This is a genomic window from Nitrospiraceae bacterium, assembly GCA_035623075.1.
Lineage (GTDB): Bacteria > Nitrospirota > Nitrospiria > Nitrospirales > Nitrospiraceae > DASPUC01.
On sequence record DASPUC010000052.1, the window covers coordinates 51,597 to 72,076 of the forward strand.

Here is a 20,480-nt window from a genome sequence, read left to right on the forward strand (position 1 = left end):
GTAGCCTCTGGGGACTGGAATGGTAAGGATCGTCACTGTGGGACCACAGGGGAGGCCGTATGCCTATTACTGGCGTGCCTTGCTCCGATCTTCCCGAGCGGTCTGTCTTGGCATGCTGGTAGTGCCGTGGCTCGTCGCGACGGTGGCGTTTCCACAAGGTCGTTTTACCGATGTGTTGGTGTCGGTAATTGATAACAAGGTGGTCGCAGTCACAGGGATTGGGCAATCTGAGATCGACTTGTCGGTAGGGGAGACGGTAGTTAGCATGAAGGGAAATGGATTGACTGCGCTGGTCATCACGACGACCAGGCTATTGGGATTCTCTTCTCAACTCCGGCGCTGGAGTGAACAGCCACTCACGACAGATGAGCATGTCAACAAATCACACGTTCTTCGAGAACTGTCCCTTGTTGCCACGGATCAGCATGTATATGGATTTCAGGAAACCATGGCTCATTGGACCGGGGAAGCCCTCAGCGGGTCTGAGCGAGTTCAGGAGGTACGTGGACAGGGCCATGTGGCGCTGGCCGTGACGACGGACCGGTTGATCGGATTTTCTGCCTTCATGAGCGGGTTTCACACGATGTCGCTTGAGGCGGACGAACGGGTACAGGGAATTGAACACACCGGGGATGCCTACGTTGTGAGGACAAGCCGCCGCACGGTGATCTTACGGAGCAGGATCGCTGGCTGGGCCGATATGAACTAGCAAACGGCGTTAGCGCTTGTGCTGGTGCTCCGGTACCAGTGAGCGGGTCACTGGTACCGGCGTCCCGAGCTGAATGACTTCAGCGTGTGCGCTTGTTATGCTTCTCGCGGAAGATTCTTTGGCTCTGATTGTTTTCTCGATTCTGGATGCGCGCTTGTTCACGTGCGCTCACATGACCATTAGCTCCGGCGCGCGCTTCAGCCCGATCGACGCGGGCTTGACCCCGTTCCAGATTCGAGGCTTCTTTGTTGGTCAGCTGGCCTGATTGAACGCCTTGCTCGATGCGGTTCTGTTGATTGATATTGCGCTGGACGTCGGCCTGCATGCGCTGTGAAGAGGCTGAGTTGGGATTGCCGGTCACGGCGTTGTGCTTTGCCCGATTAATGGCTTCCGACTCCTGATTCTGCGCCCGCTGAATTCTGGCGGCTTCTTGTGGCGACAAGTTTCCATTCTTCAGAGCATTGGATTCCATCTTGTCGATTCGAGTCTCTCCCCTCTCCAATCGCGCCGCCTCACCGGTGGACAACTGGCCCGATTTCAATCCCTGCTCAATGCGATTTTCCTGGTTAATGTCGCGCTGTACCTCCGTGCCCGTAGTCTGGGCAAGGACGCCAGTAGCGAATGGGGCAGACAAGATGACTGCGATGGCGGTCAGACGGACTGTCATGGGTACCTCCTCCTCTGGTTAAGAGCTCTCCATAGGCATCGTGATAGCTCTGAAAATTCTACAACGTAACCTCTGTTGAGGCTATTACTATTTGTTACTCTACTCAACGGGCAGACATGCGGGGCGTTGACAAGGATATGATCTGAAACCCCAACGACTTAGATGAGGAGAACGGGAAGGGGATATTCCCCCGGGATTTTCCCATTGATAGAATAGACTACCGGTGTGGGCCCCCCGCTAGGGGGAGTCGGTGACATCTGAAATCGCGGGTTCGTTGGATTATGTTAAGGAGCATTTTGGCATGAAGGCGGCAGAGCTGCTGGTTCGTTGTCTGGAGAACGAAGGTGTCCAACTGGTTTTCGGGCTGCCAGGCGAGGAAACGCTCGAACTGATGGATGCGCTGCAAGCTTCTCGCATTCGCTTCATCGAGACTCGGCATGAACAGGGGGCATCGTTCATGGCCGACGTTTATGGACGACTTAGCGGAAAGGCCGGAGTCTGCCTCTCTACATTGGGACCCGGTGCGACCAATCTCTTGACCGGTGTCGTCGATGCCAACTTGGATCGCGCCCCGCTGGTTGCGATTACCGGGCAAGCTTCGTTGAACCGGCGCCACAAGGAGTCCCACCAATCCATCGATGTCATCTCGATGTTTAAACCCGTCACCAAATGGAATGCCTCGCTTCCGAAGGCAGAAGTCATTCCTGAAGCGGTTCGGAAGGCGTTCAAAATTGCTCAGGCAGAAAAACCGGGTGCAACCCATCTGGAGTTGCCGGAAGACGTGGCGGACGAACCGATCGGCGGCAATGAGAAATTGGAACCCTTGTTCGTCCAGGGACCTATCCTGCCGGAACCCTCACCCAATCAAGTTGCTCGTGCCGTTGAAACGATCGAGAGAGCGCAGCATCCTGTGCTGTTGGTCGGGAACGGCGTAATTCGAGGAAGGGCACACGAGGAAGTCCGACGGTTCGCCCGGCGATTGCAGATTCCCGTCCTGCACACGTTTATGGCTAAGGGTGCTCTGCCGGATAGTGATCCCCTCTCTCTGTACACCATCGGTCTCCAAGCCCGCGATTACGCAGCGGTCGTCATGGACCAGGCCGACGTGGTCGTCGCGCTCGGCTATGATTTTGTAGAGTATGCACCCTGTTTCTGGAATTCCAATCGCACCAAGCGTATCGTGCACGTCGATGTGTCGCCTGCCGAAGTCGACGAACACTATATCGTCGAGGTAGGCGTATTGGGAGATATTCGACTGTCGTTAGACCACATTGCAGAGGGTTTAACGCCGTTCCCCTCCGCATGGGCACAAAGCGCCAGGAGAATCGTCCTAGACGGATTTGAAGCGGAATCGAGCGGTGAGGCATCCTGGCCGGTGAAGCCGCAATATCTTATGAGAGAGCTGCGCGCAGTACTCCAGCCTGACGATCAGGTCATCTGCGATGTCGGGGCTCATAAGCTATGGATGGCCCGAATGTTTTCCTGCGAGGTTCCCAACTCTTGCATCATTTCGAACGGCTTTGCCGCGATGGGGATTGGCGTGCCAGGTGCCATTGCGGCGAAATTGCTCCATCCCGAGCGGCGCGTGGTCGCAGTGACGGGAGACGGCGGGTTTCTCATGAACTCGCAGGAGTTAGAGACGGCCGTGCGGTTGCGTCTGCCACTGGTCATTTTGGTGTGGCGGGATGATGGGTATGGCGTGATCCGTTGGAAACAGATGGTCCGCTTCGGCCGGACTGCCTCCGTGGACTTCGGCAACCCTGATTTTGTTCGCTATGCGCAAAGCTTTGGGGCCGCTGGGTATCGGGTGACAGAACCATCCGAGCTTCGACCTATCCTCATCGAAGCGCTAAAAAGCGCAGTGACGGCAATCATCGATTGTCCGGTTGACTATGGAGAGAATCTCCGGCTGACGGAGCGCTTACATTCCCTTCCACATTAAATCAGAACGGTCTCCGGCCCCGATCTGTCGCTTGACTCAGAGGAACACACACCATTGATCGGTTAGTCGACCACCAACCGAAGACCGCGAGAATACCGGGCGCTTCTCCCAGGGCCGCTCGGATCGCCAGGGTCAGCCCGGTGGCAAGAGAAGATAGATACCGATTGCCAGGATCGGAGCTCCTACGTACATGGCTTTTTTCCCGAACACGTCGTACAAGCCATAACAGAGGATCACCCATATCAACGTGTAATAAATCTGGGCGATGCCCCGGTAAGTGCCTCCCGCCCCTTCTGCAAGGGCGAAGGTGGGGAACCACACGGTGAGTGCGACCAGGAGACTGAACACGAGTTTCATCACGCTCCTCCTTTGAACGGGTGGGAATGCTTTCTTCAGCAAAGAAGGGTGATTCCATGCAGATACGCCCTCACGGCAAGACCGTACCGTGAGGGCGTCATGGTGTTCCTGAACGACTCAAACGTATAGGGTGAAGGAAGGCTACCCCGGCTGCATTCGCGGCCTCGCTCTAAGGCAATACCGCGTATCCTGCACTTTCTCGACTTATCTGTCAACACGAGGCACTGCCTGATCAGACTTGACGGCGTCTATTATTTTGACAAGGCCCCCTCATGATGCACATGCCAGAAAGACTTCGGTTGTAGCGTACCTAGGATGGAGGTGCGCCCTGCCACAGCATATCGTATCCCAGCTCTTTTGTATCGGAGCACATAGCCGCCAACGCAGCGAACTTCTTACGAAAGACTTCATTGGCATGAGATCGTTCGTGATCCTCGAACGACCGCCAATAGGTGGCAATGACATAATGGTCGTCAGCGGTTCTGGAAGCCGAGAGCGAGCCTTCATTCGACACGAAGCCGGAAAATTTGAATACCTGCCCGGCAAGGAATCCACCTTTGTTGCCCCCATAGGTTTCTTTGACAACACTGCATAACTCCCCGACGGCTAGTTCGACATCTTCGAACGTGACTCCGGGCTTGAGCGTCACGGTGTTGAAGAGCATTTTGGCACCGAAGGGCACGGTAATTGGACCGAACATGTCATCCTCCTGGAAGGAGCGCCCAGCCAAGGCAGGAGCGCGGCATCGATCAACCAATGCGTGTCAACAGTACACACTATACCATTGAAAACCGAAGGGAGGGACCTTTACCTTGATCGAGACAATCCGGGACAGGAGGCAAAGGGACTGCGTCGTCGTTTCGCCAGCCGAGGAAAGGAGCTTCCCCCATGGAATTTAAGACGGTGACAATGAACGCACAGAAAGCCATCGCCCTTGTGGCACACGATAACAAAAAGCCGGATCTGCTCGCGTGGGCCAAGTTCAATCACCATCTCTTGGCCCAACACCGTCTGATGGCGACCGGTACAACCGGCCTGCTACTCGAATCGGAATTGAAGCTACCAGTCATTCGCCTGCAGAGTGGTCCGTTGGGAGGAGACCAACAGATCGGCGCGAAAATCACGGAGGGGGAAATCGAATTTCTGATTTTCTTCTGGGACCCCCTTGAACCGCAGCCCCACGATCCTGACGTGAAGGCGTTGCTGCGCATTGCCGTCGTCTGGAATATTCCCATCGCTTGCAATCGCGCCTCGGCAGACTTCATGATCTCCTCATCGCTGATGCCGACGGAATATGTCCGTCTGGTACCAGACTATGAAGGGTATCGCTCGCGCCGCTTGCCACCTCCGTCCGCTTAATCGCTGTCGCATGTTCCGTCACCGACCCGGCCGGGGCCCAGGTCTTTCTCTGTCGTCATCATGGCAACTGGTTGGAGGCAGGAGACGTCCCCGGCTGCAATCCAGTGTTGAGGGTATATGCGACCGCAAATGAGACGGCCGCGCAGAAGCTCAGGTAGAAGCTGGGAGCGTGGGTGTTACCACTCCACCCGATCAAAACGGTCGCTACAAGCGGCGCCGTTCCTCCGAAGAGGGCTGAGGCGATGTTATAGCCAAGCGAGAGACCAGTATAGCGGTGTCGTGTGGGGAACAGCTCAGCGGTTGCAGCAAAGAATGGTCCCATGTAACACGAGACCATGATGGTTAACAGGACCTGCGCCGCGGCCATGTAGGGTAGGTCAGCGCTCGTCAACCAGAGGAACAGCGGGTAGGAGAAGATCGTGAGCCCGCCAGCTCCACCGAGCAGTAGCGGTTTGTGTCCGACCATGTCTGAACACCGGCCTGCCACCGGAATCAACAGGGCCAGAAGAGTCATGCAGCCTGTATTAAGGGCGAGGACTGCGCCGAGTGAGATTGTCGTCACCGTTACGAGATATGTCGTCAGAAAAACATACAGCAAGTAAAAGGCCACGCCGTGAAGCCAGACAAGACCGATCAGTTTCCCGAGCGGAGCACGATGATCTACGACCACGTCTCGGAGAGGAGAAGTCGAGAGGACCCCAGACTGACGAACTAACTCGAAGGCGGGCGACTCCTTCGCTCTTGTGCGTAAGTACCACCCCGCCACGGCAATCAGGCCACCCAGAACGAAGGGGACCCGCCACCCCCAGTGATGGAGGGAATCTTGTGGAAGGCTCAAGGCGAACAAGGCACCAATCCCGGACCCCAAGAGGGCACCGACCTGGGCACTGAACCCCGCCCAGCTTCCGACATAGCCTCGTTGCGATGGTCCGGCATGTTCCACGAGGAAGGTGACCGAGCCGGTAAACTCTCCGCCGACGGACAGTCCCTGAAGAAACCGGCAGAGCGTCAAGGCCAGCGGCGCAGCGATGCCGATCATCTCATAGGTCGGCAGGACCCCGACCAGACAGGTGGGGATGGCCATTAACAGGACCGACCAGGCCAAGGCGTCGCGCCGACCGAGGGTGTCGCCCCAGTATCCGAACAAGATGGCTCCAACAGGGCGTGCCAGGAACCCGATCGCAAAGACTCCAAAGGCGGTGATGAGGGAAAGGGAAGGATGTTCCGACGGAAAGAACAAGACGGCAAAGATAGGGGCGAAATATCCGTACAGGGCAAAGTCGTACCATTCGAGGACATTGCCGATTGCGCCGGCGAGGAGAGTCCTGTTGATGATTGGGACGGTGCTTCTGTTCATGCGATGATGGAACTAGGGTGCGGCAGAACCGTACAGTTATACAAGCCTTATCTTGAACCCACCTCGTCCGATTCGACATGACTTCCGTAGAAATAGATTCAGTGAGGTGCGGTCACCGCTTTTGTTTGACGAAGTTGACACCGATTCCCTGCCCAAGTAGCCTGACTCCGCTTTTGTGCTCAGACGACTCTTCAGGGCGGACGGAAGTGAAGAATGGAAAGTCTTCATCAGCTTGAACTTGTCATACTTTTGCTTGCAGTGGTCTTGGCCCTGACGACGATCGCTCAGAAGGTCATGATTCCCTATCCGATCCTTCTCGTCATTGGCGGACTGATCTTGGGAATCATACCGGGGCTTCCCACCCTGGCGTTGAGCCCGGATCTCGTCTTTTTGGTCTTCCTCCCGCCGATCCTCTGGGCTGCTGCTTATTTCACGTCTTGGCGCGAGTTTCGCGACAACCTCAGACCAATCTCATTGTTGGCAGTGGGGCTCGTGCTGGTCACGACAGCGGCAGTCGCAGCGGTTGCGCACGCGATGTTGCCCGGTATCGGATGGGCAGAAGCCGTTGCGTTGGGTGCCATTATCTCTCCACCGGATGCCGTGTCGGCGACAACGATCGGACGACGTTTGCGTGTGCCACGTCGTGTCGTTACGATTTTAGAAGGGGAAAGTATGGTGAACGACGCCACGGCTCTCGTATTGTACCGTGCAGCTGTCAGTGTAGCGGTCGGAGGAAGCTTTACGCTCGGGCAGGCGTTTCTTCAGTTTATCGTAGCCGCCGTGGTCGGTGTCGCCATCGGTATTGCTGTCGGAATGGCAACACGCTGGGCGCTTTGTGCGACAGACGACAGTTTTACACAGATCGCCATCACGTTACTGGCGCCGTATTTCGCCTGGGTGCTGGGCGAATCGACCCATGCCTCTGCGGTGCTCGCATGCGTCGCAGGCAGCTTGCATGTCCGTCACCATTTTAGTGCAGCCGTCGCACCGACCACGCGTCTGCAGGCGCGTGTCGTGTGGAATCTCCTGGTTTTCCTGTTGAACGGGGTTATTTTCATCCTGATCGGTCTGCAGCTTGGTGCATTAAGCAAAGCCGTTGCCCCAGGCCAATTTGGGTCGGTGCTGATCGCCGGTACCTTCATAAGTCTTACCGCGGTTATGGTCCGTCTAGGATGGGTTCCCTTGGCGGCCGTGATTCCTCGGCTGATGAGTCCCTCACTGCGGAAGCGCGACCCTATGCCGCCTTGGTCGAACCTTCTCCTGATCGGCTGGACCGGCATGAGAGGAATTGTCACGCTGGCAGCTGCTCTAGCCTTGCCGGTCGCAACATCGGTCGGAACGCCGTTTCCATTCCGGGCCGAGATCATCTTGATCAGTTTTACGGTCATTTTGGTCACGCTGGTGCTGCAGGGACTCTCCCTCGCCCCACTAATCCGGATGCTGCACCTCGACGAAGACCGTGGCCTCGAGCGAGAGGAAATGCTGGCACGAGAGCAGGCGGCTACGGCGGCCCTAGGCCGATTGGAGACGTTGGCAGCGGAGGAGGGGCTCACGGGAGATCATCTCAGTCGGCTTCGCATGTATTACGGCCGACAGAAGGAACGATTTGCGCAATCCAGTCCTGTCGACTCGGACTGTTCTCTTGAGACCGGTGAAGCCTTCCGCCAGCTACGACATGAGACATTAACGGCGGAACGGTTGGCCTTGATTGCCCTTCGCAATGACGGCACGATCAGTGACGAGGTTCTCCATCGCCTGGAACATGAACTCGATATTGAGGCGCTTCGACACGGGATCGGTGAACGACGCCCGACCAGGTGATGTCGGCTCCGGCGGGCGGGGTATGAAAGAAATGGAAGGACACGTGAACCCTGTAATCCAGGAGGAACGGACAGGCTGTGGAATTGCCAGTGTGGCGACGGGAGTCGGCGTATGTTACCGGCTGGTGCAACGGGTAGCGCATCGATTAGGCATGTTCTCAGAAGATCCGCGACTGTGGTCTCAAACCGGTTACGTGCGTCGATTACTTCGGCACTTCAGTATTCGGGTAGCAGGGGTTGAGGTGCGGTTTGTGTCATGGCAGACCCTGCCGCATCTCGCGCTGCTGGCGATCAAATGGCATACAGTGCACGGGTGCGAGTCCTGGCATTGGGTGGTTTTCTGGCGGGGGGCGAAGGGGGCCGTCGAGCTCGACCCTAACCCCTCGCTTCAAAGCCATCGACGTAGAGACTTCGGTCGCATGCACCCGCGATGGTTCATCCCCCTTACAAAGACCGCGCGCTCACCGGAGACGACTTGCGTGGGGGCCCGGAGGGTGGGGAAGAGGACGCAGTGATAAATAGTGTTCACGGACGGGGCAGAGCGCTCGATCAGACGGTCGCATCGGAATGGATTCCCTCATGATCTAATTGGATTCACGTTCATTGCTTCATTCCTCCTATCTCCTTTAGAAATCTCGGGAAATTCTTATCAACTGCTCGGCGCGTGTTTTGCTTGCTCCTTAGGAACAACGGACGAGCACAGCCGTTCAACCAATCAAGATTCGATGGAGGATTATGATGGGGATACGAATCCTGGTGGCCGACGACGACCCCGATATCGTCATGGGTCTGTCGGAACGACTGCGCTGGTTGGGCCATGAGGTAGTCGTGGCCGGTGATGGGCAGGCCGCAGTGACGGCAGTGGAGTCACACGCGATCGATCTAGTCTTCCTCGATATCGGGATGCCCCGGTTGGGCGGAATCGAGGCCCTCAAGCGAATCAGGAAACGGTGGCCCAACCTGCCGGTGGTTATCCTGACGGCGTACGGCACGATTCGGTTGGCCGTCGAAGCGATGAAGGAAGGCGCCATCGACTTCATCACGAAACCGTTCGAATCGACGCAACTGGATGCGGTCGTGGCTACGGCCCTGGAACGAAGCGAACTCAAGGGAGAGGTCATGCAGCTCTTGGGAGAGATTAGCCACGACGTGAAGAATATGCTGATGCCGCTCGTCACGGGAACGGATCTCCTCGCGGAGGAAATCACCGACCTGTTCAAGGCGCTGCCCGAGATGGAATCCTCCCGCACCCAACAGAGCCACCATGTGTGTGAGGAAGTCATCCGGATGTTGCGCAACTCGTCCCAACGAATTCAGGACCGAATGAAGAGCATCGCCGATTATGTGGCGGTCACCAGCGCACCTCAAAAATTCGAGTCATGTCAAATCGACAAGATCGCCGCGAGCGTCGTCAAATCATTGCATGTGCTGGTGAAACAGAAACAGCTGGCGCTCAGACTCGTAGGGTTGGACACGCTGCCAGCGATCATGGCTGACGAAAATCGGCTCTATTCGGCCCTCTACAATCTCGTGCACAACGCCATTCCCGAAGTACCGGCGGGTGGCTCGATCACGATCCGCGGGTCTCACGATCGGGGCGAACAGTTCATCGCGCTCACCGTCCAAGATACCGGGAAAGGGATGCCGCCGGAGGTGAGAGACAATTTGTTTACGAAGCGGCTCATCAGCCGAAAATCAGGCGGCACGGGATTGGGCACAAAGATCGTAAAAGATGCGGTCGATTCGCACGGCGGACAGATCACGGTCGACAGCCAAGTAGGGAAGGGCACGACCTTTCACATCCGATTGCCGATCCATCAGTCAGTACCCGCTCAGAAACCCGAGTGCTCTGTCCGAGCTGAGAATAGGGCAGGATGGTAACAAGGTTGCCGGAATGTGTGCATGGATGGAGCCCTCTTTTGAGATGCGGAAGCGGAACGGTATCTTAGTGGGACCAGACCCGCTCTGGCTCTTGTTGGAACGGATAGACGTGGAGCATCCAGCCGAAGACTTGTGAGTAGAATTTCCCGTTTGCTGCTTCGCATTCTTCCTTTGTTGCAATCGATCCCTTAAATCCAAATCGTGTCCAATCGGCCGAGGCTGTGATTCCATTTCGGGGAAAACAGAGGTTCACGTGAGCATGCCACTGCCCTATGCTCAGAGGAACACGCTTGTCCAATCGCTCTTCGCTCATTCCCTTTGGCGCCGTATACATCGCGCCTTCGAGCTCATAGCCGTCTGCCGTCTTCTTGTACAGCAGCGACGTTGTTCAGCCGGATTGAAACGGAAGGCAGCTTTGAATCCTCTCCACTTACTGGTGAAATGGTAGTGGGGTTGTTTGACTTCCGGGTGAAATGGCTCGAACCCGTCCTCGATCGCAACGCGATAGTCCTGATATTTGACGAGTGCCTCTCGGAGCGTCCGTACGATGCTCGCCGCACGGGCTTCGTCTCCGCCAGCCAGAGGGCGGCGAGTCGTCCACTTCATAGGAGGCCCCATCCGCTGGTGTGTCTCGGTCATCGCCTCTGTCGCGCCCTGCTCGTGATGATGTTCTTCCGTCATTTCATGCTGATGAGGTCCCTGCATGTCCTCCTCTGCTCCTGATATCTGTATCATGCTGGTGCCGTGCCACAACCAGACGACCGATGCTATGAGGAACCAATATGCCATCCTAGAGCTCAATTCGTTGATACGCAGGCGTGGCCAGATCCTGACTGTCGAGATTCCAATCGATCACCAAGACGGTCGACCGAGTGGACGGCACCGAAAGAAGTCGCCGTCCGTCTTTCACCACCACACTGACGGCTTGGGTAAAATTGAGCGTCGTGTCTCGTCCGGTTCCATTGCCGACAAAAAGAGGCAGGCCTGTCTTGCGAGTGCACCGTTCCCATTCGCCGTTCGGACCATGGAGCCCCGGCGCCCAGGCGGAAGATGAGACGAGGATTCGTGCTCCCTGAGTTCGGAGACTCTCGGCGATCCCGATTAAGAAGGCATACGCGCAGATAAAGAGGCCGACACGATCGAATGGAACGATGGGAACCGGCGTCGCCTGTTTTCCCGGCGTTGACCATGACTCCGATCCGACTTGCAGCCTGTTGATCTTCCGGCGCGTTCCGACGATCGCGCCGGCCGGTCCAATAACAAACAACGAGTTGTACAGGATGTTCATCCGTCGATCCCGCTCGGGACACGACACGAACAGTGCAATCCGACATCGGGCGGCGAGGCGGCACACGCTCATCATCCATGCGTCCGGCTGGGGCACGATCCAGTCCGTACCGATCCGGTGGGCAAAAGTATAACCGCAAACAGCGTGTTCAGGCCTGATGATCCACGTAGCTCCTGCTCCCGCAGCTGTCGTGATGGCCGTTTCAATCAGCCGCCGGTTGTGCGTCAGATCACCCGGAAGGAGTGCGAGATGAAGCAAGGCCACTCGCAACATATGCGTCGACATCGCTCAGCATTCTCCCGTCTGGGTAGCTATCCTGGAAGGATTATAGGAGGAATCGTCCCTGGGGACCGTACCGGTTGGCCCTTCATTTCTTATCCTTGGAGGGGCTTTCAATAGGCTGTTTGGACGGTGCTTTGCCTGTGACTTTCTTAAAGGTGTCCGCGATGGCAGGGCCGATTTTCGGAATTTCCTTCTCTACGTTCTGCTCCGCGCTCTTCAACCCGCGGCCGAGATCGTCAACAGTAATTCCTTTGCTTCCTTCGGTCTTCTGACTCTCGGCTGATGCGGTCCCAGATCCTACCAGGAAACACCAACACAACACTGCAAGACTGCCGACCATGTTTCTTCGACGCATAAGCCTCTCCGCAACTGTTTCCACTATATCATGGGAGTGACTCAGGACGAGGGCATGGTGTCGGAAACGGGTTGATGAAACGGATTCTTCGGATCGGCAACATTGGGGAGAAGCTCACACGAAACGCGGCAATCTATCTTGGACGATCCAAAGGAGTGTGCTATCGTGGCGTCTCACAACGTGGTCGAAGCTGTTTGGTGGAAGGTCGTGGTCCATGTCCTATGATATGCGGGTAATTCCGATCAGCGAGTTTTTGCGCACGGATGTGTCCGGAGAGATTGATCTCCCGGCAACCCGCGCCGTCTTGAAAGAACTGCTGGACATCTGTGCTCGCAGTAACATCTACCACATCCTGATCGACGGCCGAGAAGCACGTTCGCGCTCCAGCACGGTCGATGTGTGGACGCTCGCCAACGATCTGGGCTCTCTCGGTATGAGCCCACAACATCGGATCGCGATACTCAATCGTCCCAAAGACGACTTTGACCGCGGGGCTTTCCTCGAGATATGCGCCACCAACCGCGGGTATCAACTCCGTGCCTTCCGCGACTTCGAGAATGCATTCACCTGGTTGACTTCCGGAGAACCGTCCTGACGTGGTTCGCCACGAAGTCGATTTACCTGATGGTGCGCGTCGGTCCGATGCTCGACCATTTGCTTTCCCGGTACCGACATCTCCCACGCTCATCTTCTAGAACATCTCCAACACAGCACCCACACCTCCGGTTCGCATCGCTATTGCCGTGCGAACGACGTGGCGCAGATCGCTTCAGCGGACATCCTCTGAGACGGAGGCTTCATCACCCGCACAGTCGATGATGTATTGCGGTCGGGCAGGTGGAACCTGATCCATCTGTCGCACGTGGCAAGGCGGGATGTCTTCGCTCAGTCGCTTCAGGAGCCTGAGGACCTTCATGGCCGGAGGAACGTCGCAGATCCACACGTGCATACCGGATTCTAGGTCGTCTCCATGTCGCTGTACGCGAAAACCGGGGTGTTCTATAAAATAAGCGGAAAGAAACCCTGTTATCGCCTGGACGACCCAGGGATGCGCCTGGACATAGCGATAGGTGGTCCGCAATTCAACTACCTGCATACCCTGTTCAACATCCATGGCAATCCAGCTGCACTGCACGGTATGGCGGTCGCACTGTAACAAGTCTCGGATCTATTTGAAACAGGCTCCTGGGCAGATGGCAGTCTCTAGACAAGCAGGCACCGCCTGAGTCAGGATGCGTAACAGAGACTCACATGGCGTTGACCACCTACAACAAGATTTCTCTTCCCTCTTTCATGTACGGCACGGCCTGGAAGAAGGAAGCCACGGCAAAGCTGGTCGTCCTCGCGGTCGAGACAGGCTTCACGGCCATTGACACGGCCAATCAGTTGATCCATTACCAAGAAGCCCTGGTCGGCGAGGCGCTCCAAACCCTTGCCGAACAGGGTATCTCGCGCGAGAAGCTGTTTCTGCAAACGAAATTCACACCGGCCAATGGGCAAGATCATCGTACCCCCTATGACGCCTCGGCTGATCTCACCACGCAAGTCCAGCAGTCTTTTCGGAGTTCATTGGACCATCTGCACACTGAGTATGTGGATTCGTATGTCTTGCACGGTCCGTATTCTCGTCGTGGGTTGGGCACAGAGGATTGGGAGGTCTGGAAAGCCATCGAAGCACTCTACGAATCAGGAAAGACCAGGATCATCGGCATCAGCAATGTATCGGCCGAGCAACTCGGACAACTTTGCGTTCAAGCACGACATAAGCCCATGGTGGTGCAAAACCGGTGTTATGCCGCGTTCGGATGGGATAAAGACGTGCGTGAGATCTGTCGCGCCCATCACATCATCTATCAAGGATTTTCTCTGTTGACCGCCAACCGTGAGGTGTTTGTCGATCCAACTGTGCGAACGATTGCCGGACGGCACGGGACCGGTGTCGCTCAAGTCATTTTTCGATTTGCCATGCAGATCGGGATGCTGCCATTGACCGGGACGACGAACGTGCATCATATGACAGAAGACCTTCAAGCTGCACAGCTCATGCTCACAGACGCCGAGGTTCAGCACATCGAAACGATCGGTCTGTAGTCACGCTTCCTCTACGTTCCAGCATCCGAAGACCGCCACCACGGGCAGACACCAGCCAGTCTATGGAGTAAAGAAAACGCTCGGCTCGTTGACAGGATTCTCCAAACTCAGTAGCCTGGCCCAGATTCCACACCTCGTTGTGCAGGTTCTACCACCGTTCGCAGGAGGAGGAAACTATGCCATCGTTCATGCAGGCCCATGCGACAAAGACGTATGCGCTGATGCGCATTGTCACCGGGTTCTTGTTTCTTTGGCATGGCACACAAAAATTGTTGAGCGTGCCGATGCCCCCACCGCCCCAGATTCCGACGTTTGTCATTGCGATCGCCGGTCCGATTGAGTTGGTAGGTGGGACCCTCGTGATGATCGGGCTCTTTGCCGGCTGGGCAGCCTTTGTTTGCAGCGGGCTGATGGCCTCCGCCTACTGGATGGCTCATGGCACCCACGCTCTCCTGCCCATTCAAAATATGGGCGAACTGGCCGCTCTGTATTGCTTTGTCTTCTTGTATATTTCAGCGCACGGATCGGGGATTTGGAGTGTGGACGCGGTGAGAAAAGCCAATTAGACCCGAGGCAACGAGTGGCACGCGGGGAGCCCGACCAGCGATTCCATCGGTGATGTTCCCATGAACGGACATGTGATTCCAAAGAGCGGCTTCGACTAGTCGGCACGTTTGACGTACACGTCGACAAGCCCTCCCTTTACCGCCAGACCAAGGGACACTCCGCCCTCGAAGGCTTGATGGGTCCAGTTGATGCCGTTGAGGCTTGACCATTCCTGATAAATGTATAGGCTCTGGGTGAGCTGAACCTGGCCGGTCGCTTCTCCCGGTTTGAGAAACAGCGGCCCTTTGACCGTGAAATGAATCGGAATGGGTTTCCCTGCCGGGATATAGAGGACGTAGTTCTTATCCGCCGGCTCTGGTTTTCCAATCTCCACTAGCGGGATACGCTCGAGTAGACCGTCAGGCGGTCCTCCCCATGATGCACAGCCAGTGATGGCAAGTATGCACAATCCAAGTACGAAACGGGATGTGGCGGTCATTCGTCCTCTCCTTTTCATTGATTCGTTATCCCACCTGCCGTTCACCGTCTGCGGGGATCGGGTGCCGATACTACAAATTCAGGGACACGGATGCAATCAAGGCTTCTGACAAGTAGATGAAATTACGAAGGTGATGTAGCGGGGGCGAATACGTAGCGGTCTGACTGTGGCTCCGGGTACATGAGCCCGTGAACGGATCCCCTTACTTTGAGAGGAAGCCCATGTCCAAAAGATCTCTTGTCGGTACCGGACAGGTTGGATCCGAAGTCCGCGCGCTAGAGACTGGGCGACGCAGTGTGGTGGGGAACAGGGCCGAGATGCTCGACGAAATGCTGCAGTATTTGGAGCGCGCTCGGGTTGACACGGATGAACTCCACTCCGAAGCTGTGGTCTTTGATCCATCGGACCGGGGCCAGTTCGACTTCAATGGCACGGGCACGAGGTTCAGTGGCCAGCAACATGGTGAGTTGCAGGTAGTCCCCCTTGGCGACCGACACGTCGCTCGTAATCGCAGCACCACCCAGCGACAGATTGTCGATACGGCCTTCTCCGCGCACCGAGTCGCCGGAGAACGTAACGTTTCCGCTGATAGAAAATCTCTCAAATTTCCGTTGCTCCATATCTGATCGTCAGCATACCAAGATCCTCAGAATCAGCAAGCATATTGCACCTGCCGGTCCCATAAGGCGCCCTTCGTAGGGAGTCACCAACACTGCTTGCACGAAGAGATTCGGAGAGATCGAGAGTGAGAATGCTACGAGGCAGAGGTTTCGATGCCGTTGATGGCACCGATGCGACGGTACTTGTTTTCGCGCTGAGCCAGAAGCTGATCCGTTGACAGTTCTGAGAGAGTGAAGAGGTGATTCGTCAGGGCTTTAGCCACACGTTCAGTCACAGCTTTAGGATCCCGATGGGCTCCGCCGAGGGGTTCGGGAATGAGGTCATCGGCGATACGAAGATCCTTCAGATCTTGAGCAGTCATCTTCAGGGCAGAGGCGGCATCGGGTACCTTCGCCGGATCATCCCACAGAATGGCTGCACATCCCTCCGGTGAAATCACGGAATATACGGAATTTTCCAGCATCAACACCCGGTCCGACACACCTAAGGCCAGCGCCCCGCCGCTACCGCCTTCTCCGATCACCACCGAAATGATCGGGACCGTCAACCGCGACATGACCAACAGATTACGCGCGATCGCTTCGGCTTGGCCTCGTTCTTCGGCGCCGATCCCGGGATAGGCACCGGGCGTATCAATAAACGTGATAATTGGGCGCCCAAACTTCTCGGCCATACGCATCAGCCGAAGCGCTTTTCTATAGCCTTCCGGATTCGGCATTCCGAAGTTTCGCTGCATCCGTTCCTTCAATGTCCGGCCTTTCTGGTGGCCGATGACCATCACGGATCGATCATTGAACCGTGCAAAGCCGCCGACAATGGCCCGGTCATCGCCGAATGAACGATCGCCATGGAACTCGAGAAAATCCCGACACAGATCGCTAATATAGTCCAAGGTGCTGGGCCGCTGGGGATGGCGCGCAAGCTGCGTGCGCTGCCAGGCGGTGAGACGGCCGTACAGTTCATGTTCGATCTGTGCGAGTTTGGTGCGTAGCTTACGGATTTCATCCTGGGGGGCCGGCTTGCCAGATGGAGCCGCTGCGAGCTTTTCGATCTTTTCTTCGATCTCGCGGATCGGCTTCTCGAATTCGAGATAATCGCGCATAGACATCAGTGGGAAATCTTCGGTTAGCTAGGGGACGGGGTGGTCGACATCACACCCCGGCCATAATCATTTAGGATAGCAAAGAGAGGGCCCCTTTGCCTAGCACTTCTTCAACATCAGCCACGAAGTGTTCATTGGCGGTCACACTGACATTGGGAAGCGGGGCGGTGTCGGCCTCCATCGTCTGGTCCATGAGGACCGTCAATGCAACCGAGGTGGCGCCCGGGTGCCGGAGCAATACGTCCCGCAACCGCGGCAATTGATCCTTTGCCTCCGGTCGATCACTCAGACGGATCAGGACGCGTTTGATGGTCTGACTCTGCACATCGGTCAGCGGTTCAATTTTGCTGCCACGGAGTTTGGTGCCCTTGTCACCACGGTCGATCGTACCGGTCAGTCGGACAATCCGCTCCGGCGCAATCAATGCCCCCGCCGCCTTATAGAGGTCGGGAAATGCGATCACTTCAACCGTCCCCTGCAAGTCTTCGAGGGTTAAATAGGCCATCCGGTCGCCCTTCTTGGTGAGCATCGCCCTGACGGTCGTAATGATGCCACAGAGTTTCACCTCCTTGCCATCGGACATCTCAGCCAACCCAACGGTTGATGAAGTCGAAAGCGCTCTAATCGTCGCTTCATACCGGGTAAGCGGATGGGCCGTGATGTAGAAGCCGGTCAATTCACGTTCGTATTTGAGCCGTTGACCTTGGTCCCACTCTGGAATCTCCGGAAGAGTGGGGAGGCCTGCATGAGATTCCCTCTCATGGCCCGGCAGGGCTGCTGCGAAGATGCTGGTTTGCCCGAGATCACGCTCGCGCTGCGCCGCTGCCCCGTCCTCGACCGCGTGGTCGAGGACCGCCATGAATTGAGAACGTTTGGCGCCAGTCGAATCGAAAGCACCGGCTTTGATCAAGCCTTCCAGCATCCGCTTGTTCACCTTTCGGAGATCCACTCGGCGGCAGAAATCGAAGAAGGAGGTGAAGGGCCCTCCCTCGTTTCGAATGGCGATGACGGACTCAACGGCGCCTTCACCGACGTTCTTAATGGCTGCCAGTCCGAACCGGATTGTCCCATCGACGACGGCGAAATTCTTCTGGCTGTCGTTTACGTCGGGCCCCAGAACCTTGATGCCGAGTTCCCGACATTCCGTGAAGTACCCCATAATCTTGTCAGTGTTGCCCATGTCAGTGGTCATGAGCGACGCCATGAACTCGGTCGGATAGTGAGCCTTCAGGTAGGCAGTGTGATAACAGACGACTGCATAGGCGGCAGCATGTGATTTGTTGAAACCATATCCTGCGAACTTCTGGATGAGTTCGTAGAGTTTCTCGGCCTTTTTGTCGGGAATTTTGTTTTTCTTCGCACCCTCCAGAAATTTGACGCGCAGCTTTTCCATCTCCTCCGGCTTCTTTTTTCCCATCGCGCGACGAAGAATATCGGCTTGCCCCAACGAGAAGCCGGCAACCTTGTTCGCGATTGCCATGACCTGCTCCTGATAGACGATGACCCCATAGGTGTCCTTCAGGATCGGTGCAAGCTCCGGCGTTTCGTACACAATGGGAATCTTTCCCTGCTTCCGTTTGATGAAATCGGGGATCAAGTCCATCGGGCCCGGTCGATACAGGGCGATGATTGCGATGATGTCTTCAAAGCGATCCGGCTTCAGGCCGGTGAGGAGATCCCGCATGCCCGAACTCTCGAGCTGGAACAATCCGGTCGTTTTGCCTGAGGCGAGGAGGGCGAACGTTTTGGGATCGTCGAAAGGAAGTCGGTCAACCACCAGCGGTGGTTCGCTCGGTCGGCTATCGTTGACCAGCATTTCGGCACGTCGGATCATCGTGAGCGTCTTGAGTCCCAGGAAATCGAACTTCACCAGGCCGATTTTTTCGACATCACCCATGGAGTACTGCGTCACGATTTCATCATTCGTCCCTTTGTAGAGCGGGACGTGATTGGTCAACGGCTCATCGGAGATGACGATGCCGGCTGCGTGAGTGGACGCATGACGAGCCAAGCCTTCCAGCGATTGTGCGACCGACATCAGCTCTTTGACTTTCGGGTCGGTTTCGACCAGATCGCGAAGTCGAGGCTCCGTGTCGAGGGCCTGCTGTAAGGTGACGTTCAACTGGCTCGGCACCAACTTAGCGACTTTGTCGGCTTCGGCATACGGCATTTCCAAGACGCGGCCCACATCACGGATCGCGGCCTTCGCGCCCAAGGTGCCGAAGGTAATGATCTGTGCGACATGGTCCGACCCGTATTTTTCGACGACATAGTTGATCACTTCCCCGCGCCGGTCCATGCAGAAGTCCATGTCGATATCTGGGAGCGACACGCGTTCCGGGTTCAGGAACCGCTCGAAGAGCAGACTATACACGAGGGGGTCCAGGTCCGTGATGTGCAGCGCGTAGGCGACCAAACTGCCTGCGGCAGAGCCCCGGCCAGGTCCAACGGGAATACCACGTGAGCGAGCGAACCGGATGATGTCCCATACGATGAGGAAATAACCAGCGAACCCCATTGAACAGATGACCATCAGCTCCTCGCGCAAGCGAAGCTCGTAGGTCGTTGGGGGAATCGTGCTGGGACATTCCTTCAATCGCGCATTCAATCCGTCGACGGCGAGATGCTCAAGATAGGACTCGCGGTCTTTAAACCCTTCGGGAATCCTGTACTGAGGAAGGTAGGTTTTGTTCAGTGCCAGCGTGAGATCGCAATGGTTGGCGATTTTGCAGGTATTGGACACCGCGCCGGGAAATTCCTGAAATGCTGAGACGATCTCCTCGGTCGATTTCACATACAACTGATCAGTATCAAATTTCAGCCGATTCGGGTCGCTGATGGTCTTACCGGTTTGAAGGCACAACATCAGGTCGTGCGGGCGGGAGTCCTCCTTTTTAAGATAATGGCAGTCATTTGTGCCGGCCAAGGGGATGCCGAGTTTCTTGTGGAGTTCGATCAATCCGGCGTTGGCGACACGCTGATGTTCGAGGCCGTTGGCTTGGACCTCCAGATAAAAGTGGTCCTTTCCGAAAATCTCCCGAAACTCGCCCGCGACCGCTGTGGCCCCCTCCAGATCCTTCTGGCCGATCAGGTAGGGGATTTCACCGCTCAAACAGCCGGAGAGGGCGATCAGTCCTTCACAGTGCTCCTTGAGAATTTCTTTATCCATCCGTGGTTTATAATAGAATCCCTCAAGGTATGCTTTGCTGACAAGCTTGATGAGATTTTGATAGCCGGTGAGGTTCCGCGCCAACAAAATCAAATGGTAGTAATCATTATGCGCGAGTTGAGTGCTGTCCTTCGTGAACCGGCTGCCGGGGGCCATATAGGCTTCGCAGCCGATGATCGGTTTCACCCCGGCGTCTTTGGCTTTGCGATAGAACTCGATCGCCCCGAACATATTACCGTGATCGGTAATGGCGACAGCTGGTTGGCCAAATGCCTTCACCTGTCGGATCAACGGATCGATCTGATTCGCGCCGTCGAGGAGGCTGAACTGGGTATGCAGGTGAAGATGGACGAATTGCGATACCACCGGGAGATGAACCTCGTGCCGGATTCTAGTCAGTGACGAGCAATCAAGTCAATGTAACCGGAGGAAAAC

General features: G+C 56.2%; 21 protein-coding genes. 9 read left to right on the forward strand and 12 right to left on the reverse strand.

Annotated elements, in window-relative coordinates; translation table 11 throughout:
- The first annotated feature begins 19 nt into the window (after window positions 1-19).
- The gene (locus VEI50_15520) at window positions 20-709 is read left to right on the forward strand and encodes a hypothetical protein (GenBank protein HXX76539.1); all 690 of its coding nucleotides are present in this window, start codon (window positions 20-22) and stop codon (window positions 707-709) included.
- A 79-nt stretch (window positions 710-788) separates the two neighbouring features.
- On the opposite strand, the gene VEI50_15525 is transcribed toward VEI50_15520, so the two are convergent.
- Window positions 789-1,376, reverse strand: coding sequence for a hypothetical protein (locus tag VEI50_15525; GenBank protein ID HXX76540.1), 588 nt, complete (start codon window positions 1,374-1,376; stop codon window positions 789-791).
- A 250-nt stretch (window positions 1,377-1,626) separates the two neighbouring features.
- On the opposite strand from VEI50_15525, the gene VEI50_15530 reads away from it, so the two are divergent.
- Window positions 1,627-3,318 carry an acetolactate synthase large subunit gene (locus VEI50_15530; GenBank protein ID HXX76541.1) on the forward strand — a complete coding sequence of 564 codons (1,692 nt, stop codon included), beginning with the start codon at window positions 1,627-1,629 and terminating at the stop codon, window positions 3,316-3,318.
- Between the two features lie 132 nt (window positions 3,319-3,450).
- Here the strand turns inward: VEI50_15530 and VEI50_15535 are convergent, their stop codons facing one another.
- Together VEI50_15535 and VEI50_15540 are read right to left on the reverse strand one after the other, a co-directional pair.
- Window positions 3,451-3,675, reverse strand: coding sequence for a hypothetical protein (locus VEI50_15535; GenBank protein ID HXX76542.1), 225 nt, complete (start codon window positions 3,673-3,675; stop codon window positions 3,451-3,453).
- Between the two features lie 310 nt (window positions 3,676-3,985).
- Window positions 3,986-4,375 carry a hypothetical protein gene (locus tag VEI50_15540; GenBank protein ID HXX76543.1) on the reverse strand — a complete coding sequence of 130 codons (390 nt, stop codon included), beginning with the start codon at window positions 4,373-4,375 and terminating at the stop codon, window positions 3,986-3,988.
- Window positions 4,376-4,563: 188 nt separating this feature from the next.
- Here VEI50_15540 and VEI50_15545 point away from each other — a divergent pair, with 188 nt between their 5' ends.
- Window positions 4,564-5,034, forward strand: a complete 471-nt coding sequence (locus VEI50_15545) for a methylglyoxal synthase (protein HXX76544.1) — start codon at window positions 4,564-4,566, stop codon at window positions 5,032-5,034.
- A 58-nt stretch (window positions 5,035-5,092) separates the two neighbouring features.
- Here VEI50_15545 and VEI50_15550 read toward each other — a convergent pair whose 3' ends face one another.
- Window positions 5,093-6,391, reverse strand: a complete 1,299-nt coding sequence (locus VEI50_15550) for an MFS transporter (GenBank protein HXX76545.1) — start codon at window positions 6,389-6,391, stop codon at window positions 5,093-5,095.
- A gap of 213 nt (window positions 6,392-6,604) precedes the next feature.
- Between VEI50_15550 and VEI50_15555 the strand changes: the two genes are divergently transcribed.
- The 3 genes from VEI50_15555 (at window position 6,605) to VEI50_15565 (ending at window position 10,092) form a co-directional block, all read left to right on the forward strand.
- Window positions 6,605-8,212, forward strand: a complete 1,608-nt coding sequence (locus VEI50_15555) for a Na+/H+ antiporter (GenBank protein ID HXX76546.1) — start codon at window positions 6,605-6,607, stop codon at window positions 8,210-8,212.
- 43 nt (window positions 8,213-8,255) lie between these two features.
- On the forward strand, window positions 8,256-8,726 hold the full coding sequence (locus VEI50_15560) for a hypothetical protein (protein HXX76547.1): 471 nt from the start codon (window positions 8,256-8,258) through the stop codon (window positions 8,724-8,726).
- A gap of 220 nt (window positions 8,727-8,946) precedes the next feature.
- Window positions 8,947-10,092 carry a response regulator gene (locus VEI50_15565; GenBank protein ID HXX76548.1) on the forward strand — a complete coding sequence of 382 codons (1,146 nt, stop codon included), beginning with the start codon at window positions 8,947-8,949 and terminating at the stop codon, window positions 10,090-10,092.
- Between the two features lie 309 nt (window positions 10,093-10,401).
- On the opposite strand, the gene VEI50_15570 is transcribed toward VEI50_15565, so the two are convergent.
- The 3 genes from VEI50_15570 to VEI50_15580 form a co-directional block, all read right to left on the reverse strand.
- Entirely contained in the window at window positions 10,402-10,827 is a 426-nt protein-coding gene (locus tag VEI50_15570; GenBank protein HXX76549.1) for a hypothetical protein, read from the reverse strand.
- A 55-nt stretch (window positions 10,828-10,882) separates the two neighbouring features.
- Window positions 10,883-11,665: a carbon-nitrogen hydrolase family protein gene (locus VEI50_15575; GenBank protein HXX76550.1), complete on the reverse strand. Its 783-nt coding sequence runs from the start codon at window positions 11,663-11,665 to the stop codon at window positions 10,883-10,885.
- Window positions 11,666-11,747: 82 nt separating this feature from the next.
- Window positions 11,748-12,017 carry a hypothetical protein gene (locus VEI50_15580; GenBank protein ID HXX76551.1) on the reverse strand — a complete coding sequence of 90 codons (270 nt, stop codon included), beginning with the start codon at window positions 12,015-12,017 and terminating at the stop codon, window positions 11,748-11,750.
- Between the two features lie 214 nt (window positions 12,018-12,231).
- Here VEI50_15580 and VEI50_15585 point away from each other — a divergent pair, with 214 nt between their 5' ends.
- Entirely contained in the window at window positions 12,232-12,612 is a 381-nt protein-coding gene (locus VEI50_15585; GenBank protein HXX76552.1) for a hypothetical protein, read from the forward strand.
- 174 nt (window positions 12,613-12,786) lie between these two features.
- On the opposite strand, the gene VEI50_15590 is transcribed toward VEI50_15585, so the two are convergent.
- The gene (locus tag VEI50_15590; protein HXX76553.1) at window positions 12,787-13,152 is read right to left on the reverse strand and encodes a hypothetical protein; all 366 of its coding nucleotides are present in this window, start codon (window positions 13,150-13,152) and stop codon (window positions 12,787-12,789) included.
- 116 nt (window positions 13,153-13,268) lie between these two features.
- On the opposite strand from VEI50_15590, the gene VEI50_15595 reads away from it, so the two are divergent.
- Both VEI50_15595 and VEI50_15600 read left to right on the forward strand, forming a co-directional pair.
- A complete protein-coding gene (locus VEI50_15595) occupies window positions 13,269-14,108 on the forward strand; it encodes an aldo/keto reductase (protein HXX76554.1) in 840 nt (279 codons plus the stop codon).
- A gap of 176 nt (window positions 14,109-14,284) precedes the next feature.
- A complete protein-coding gene (locus VEI50_15600; GenBank protein HXX76555.1) occupies window positions 14,285-14,674 on the forward strand; it encodes a DoxX family protein in 390 nt (129 codons plus the stop codon).
- 95 nt (window positions 14,675-14,769) lie between these two features.
- Here the strand turns inward: VEI50_15600 and VEI50_15605 are convergent, their stop codons facing one another.
- The 4 genes from VEI50_15605 to VEI50_15620 all read right to left on the reverse strand — a co-directional run bounded on the left by VEI50_15605 (window position 14,770) and on the right by VEI50_15620 (window position 20,411).
- Window positions 14,770-15,153, reverse strand: coding sequence for a hypothetical protein (locus VEI50_15605; protein ID HXX76556.1), 384 nt, complete (start codon window positions 15,151-15,153; stop codon window positions 14,770-14,772).
- 275 nt (window positions 15,154-15,428) lie between these two features.
- Entirely contained in the window at window positions 15,429-15,773 is a 345-nt protein-coding gene (locus VEI50_15610; protein ID HXX76557.1) for a PilZ domain-containing protein, read from the reverse strand.
- Between the two features lie 134 nt (window positions 15,774-15,907).
- A complete protein-coding gene (locus VEI50_15615; GenBank protein HXX76558.1) occupies window positions 15,908-16,882 on the reverse strand; it encodes an acetyl-CoA carboxylase carboxyltransferase subunit alpha in 975 nt (324 codons plus the stop codon).
- Window positions 16,883-16,946: 64 nt separating this feature from the next.
- Window positions 16,947-20,411 carry a DNA polymerase III subunit alpha gene (locus VEI50_15620; GenBank protein ID HXX76559.1) on the reverse strand — a complete coding sequence of 1,155 codons (3,465 nt, stop codon included), beginning with the start codon at window positions 20,409-20,411 and terminating at the stop codon, window positions 16,947-16,949.
- Window positions 20,412-20,480 lie beyond the last annotated feature (69 nt).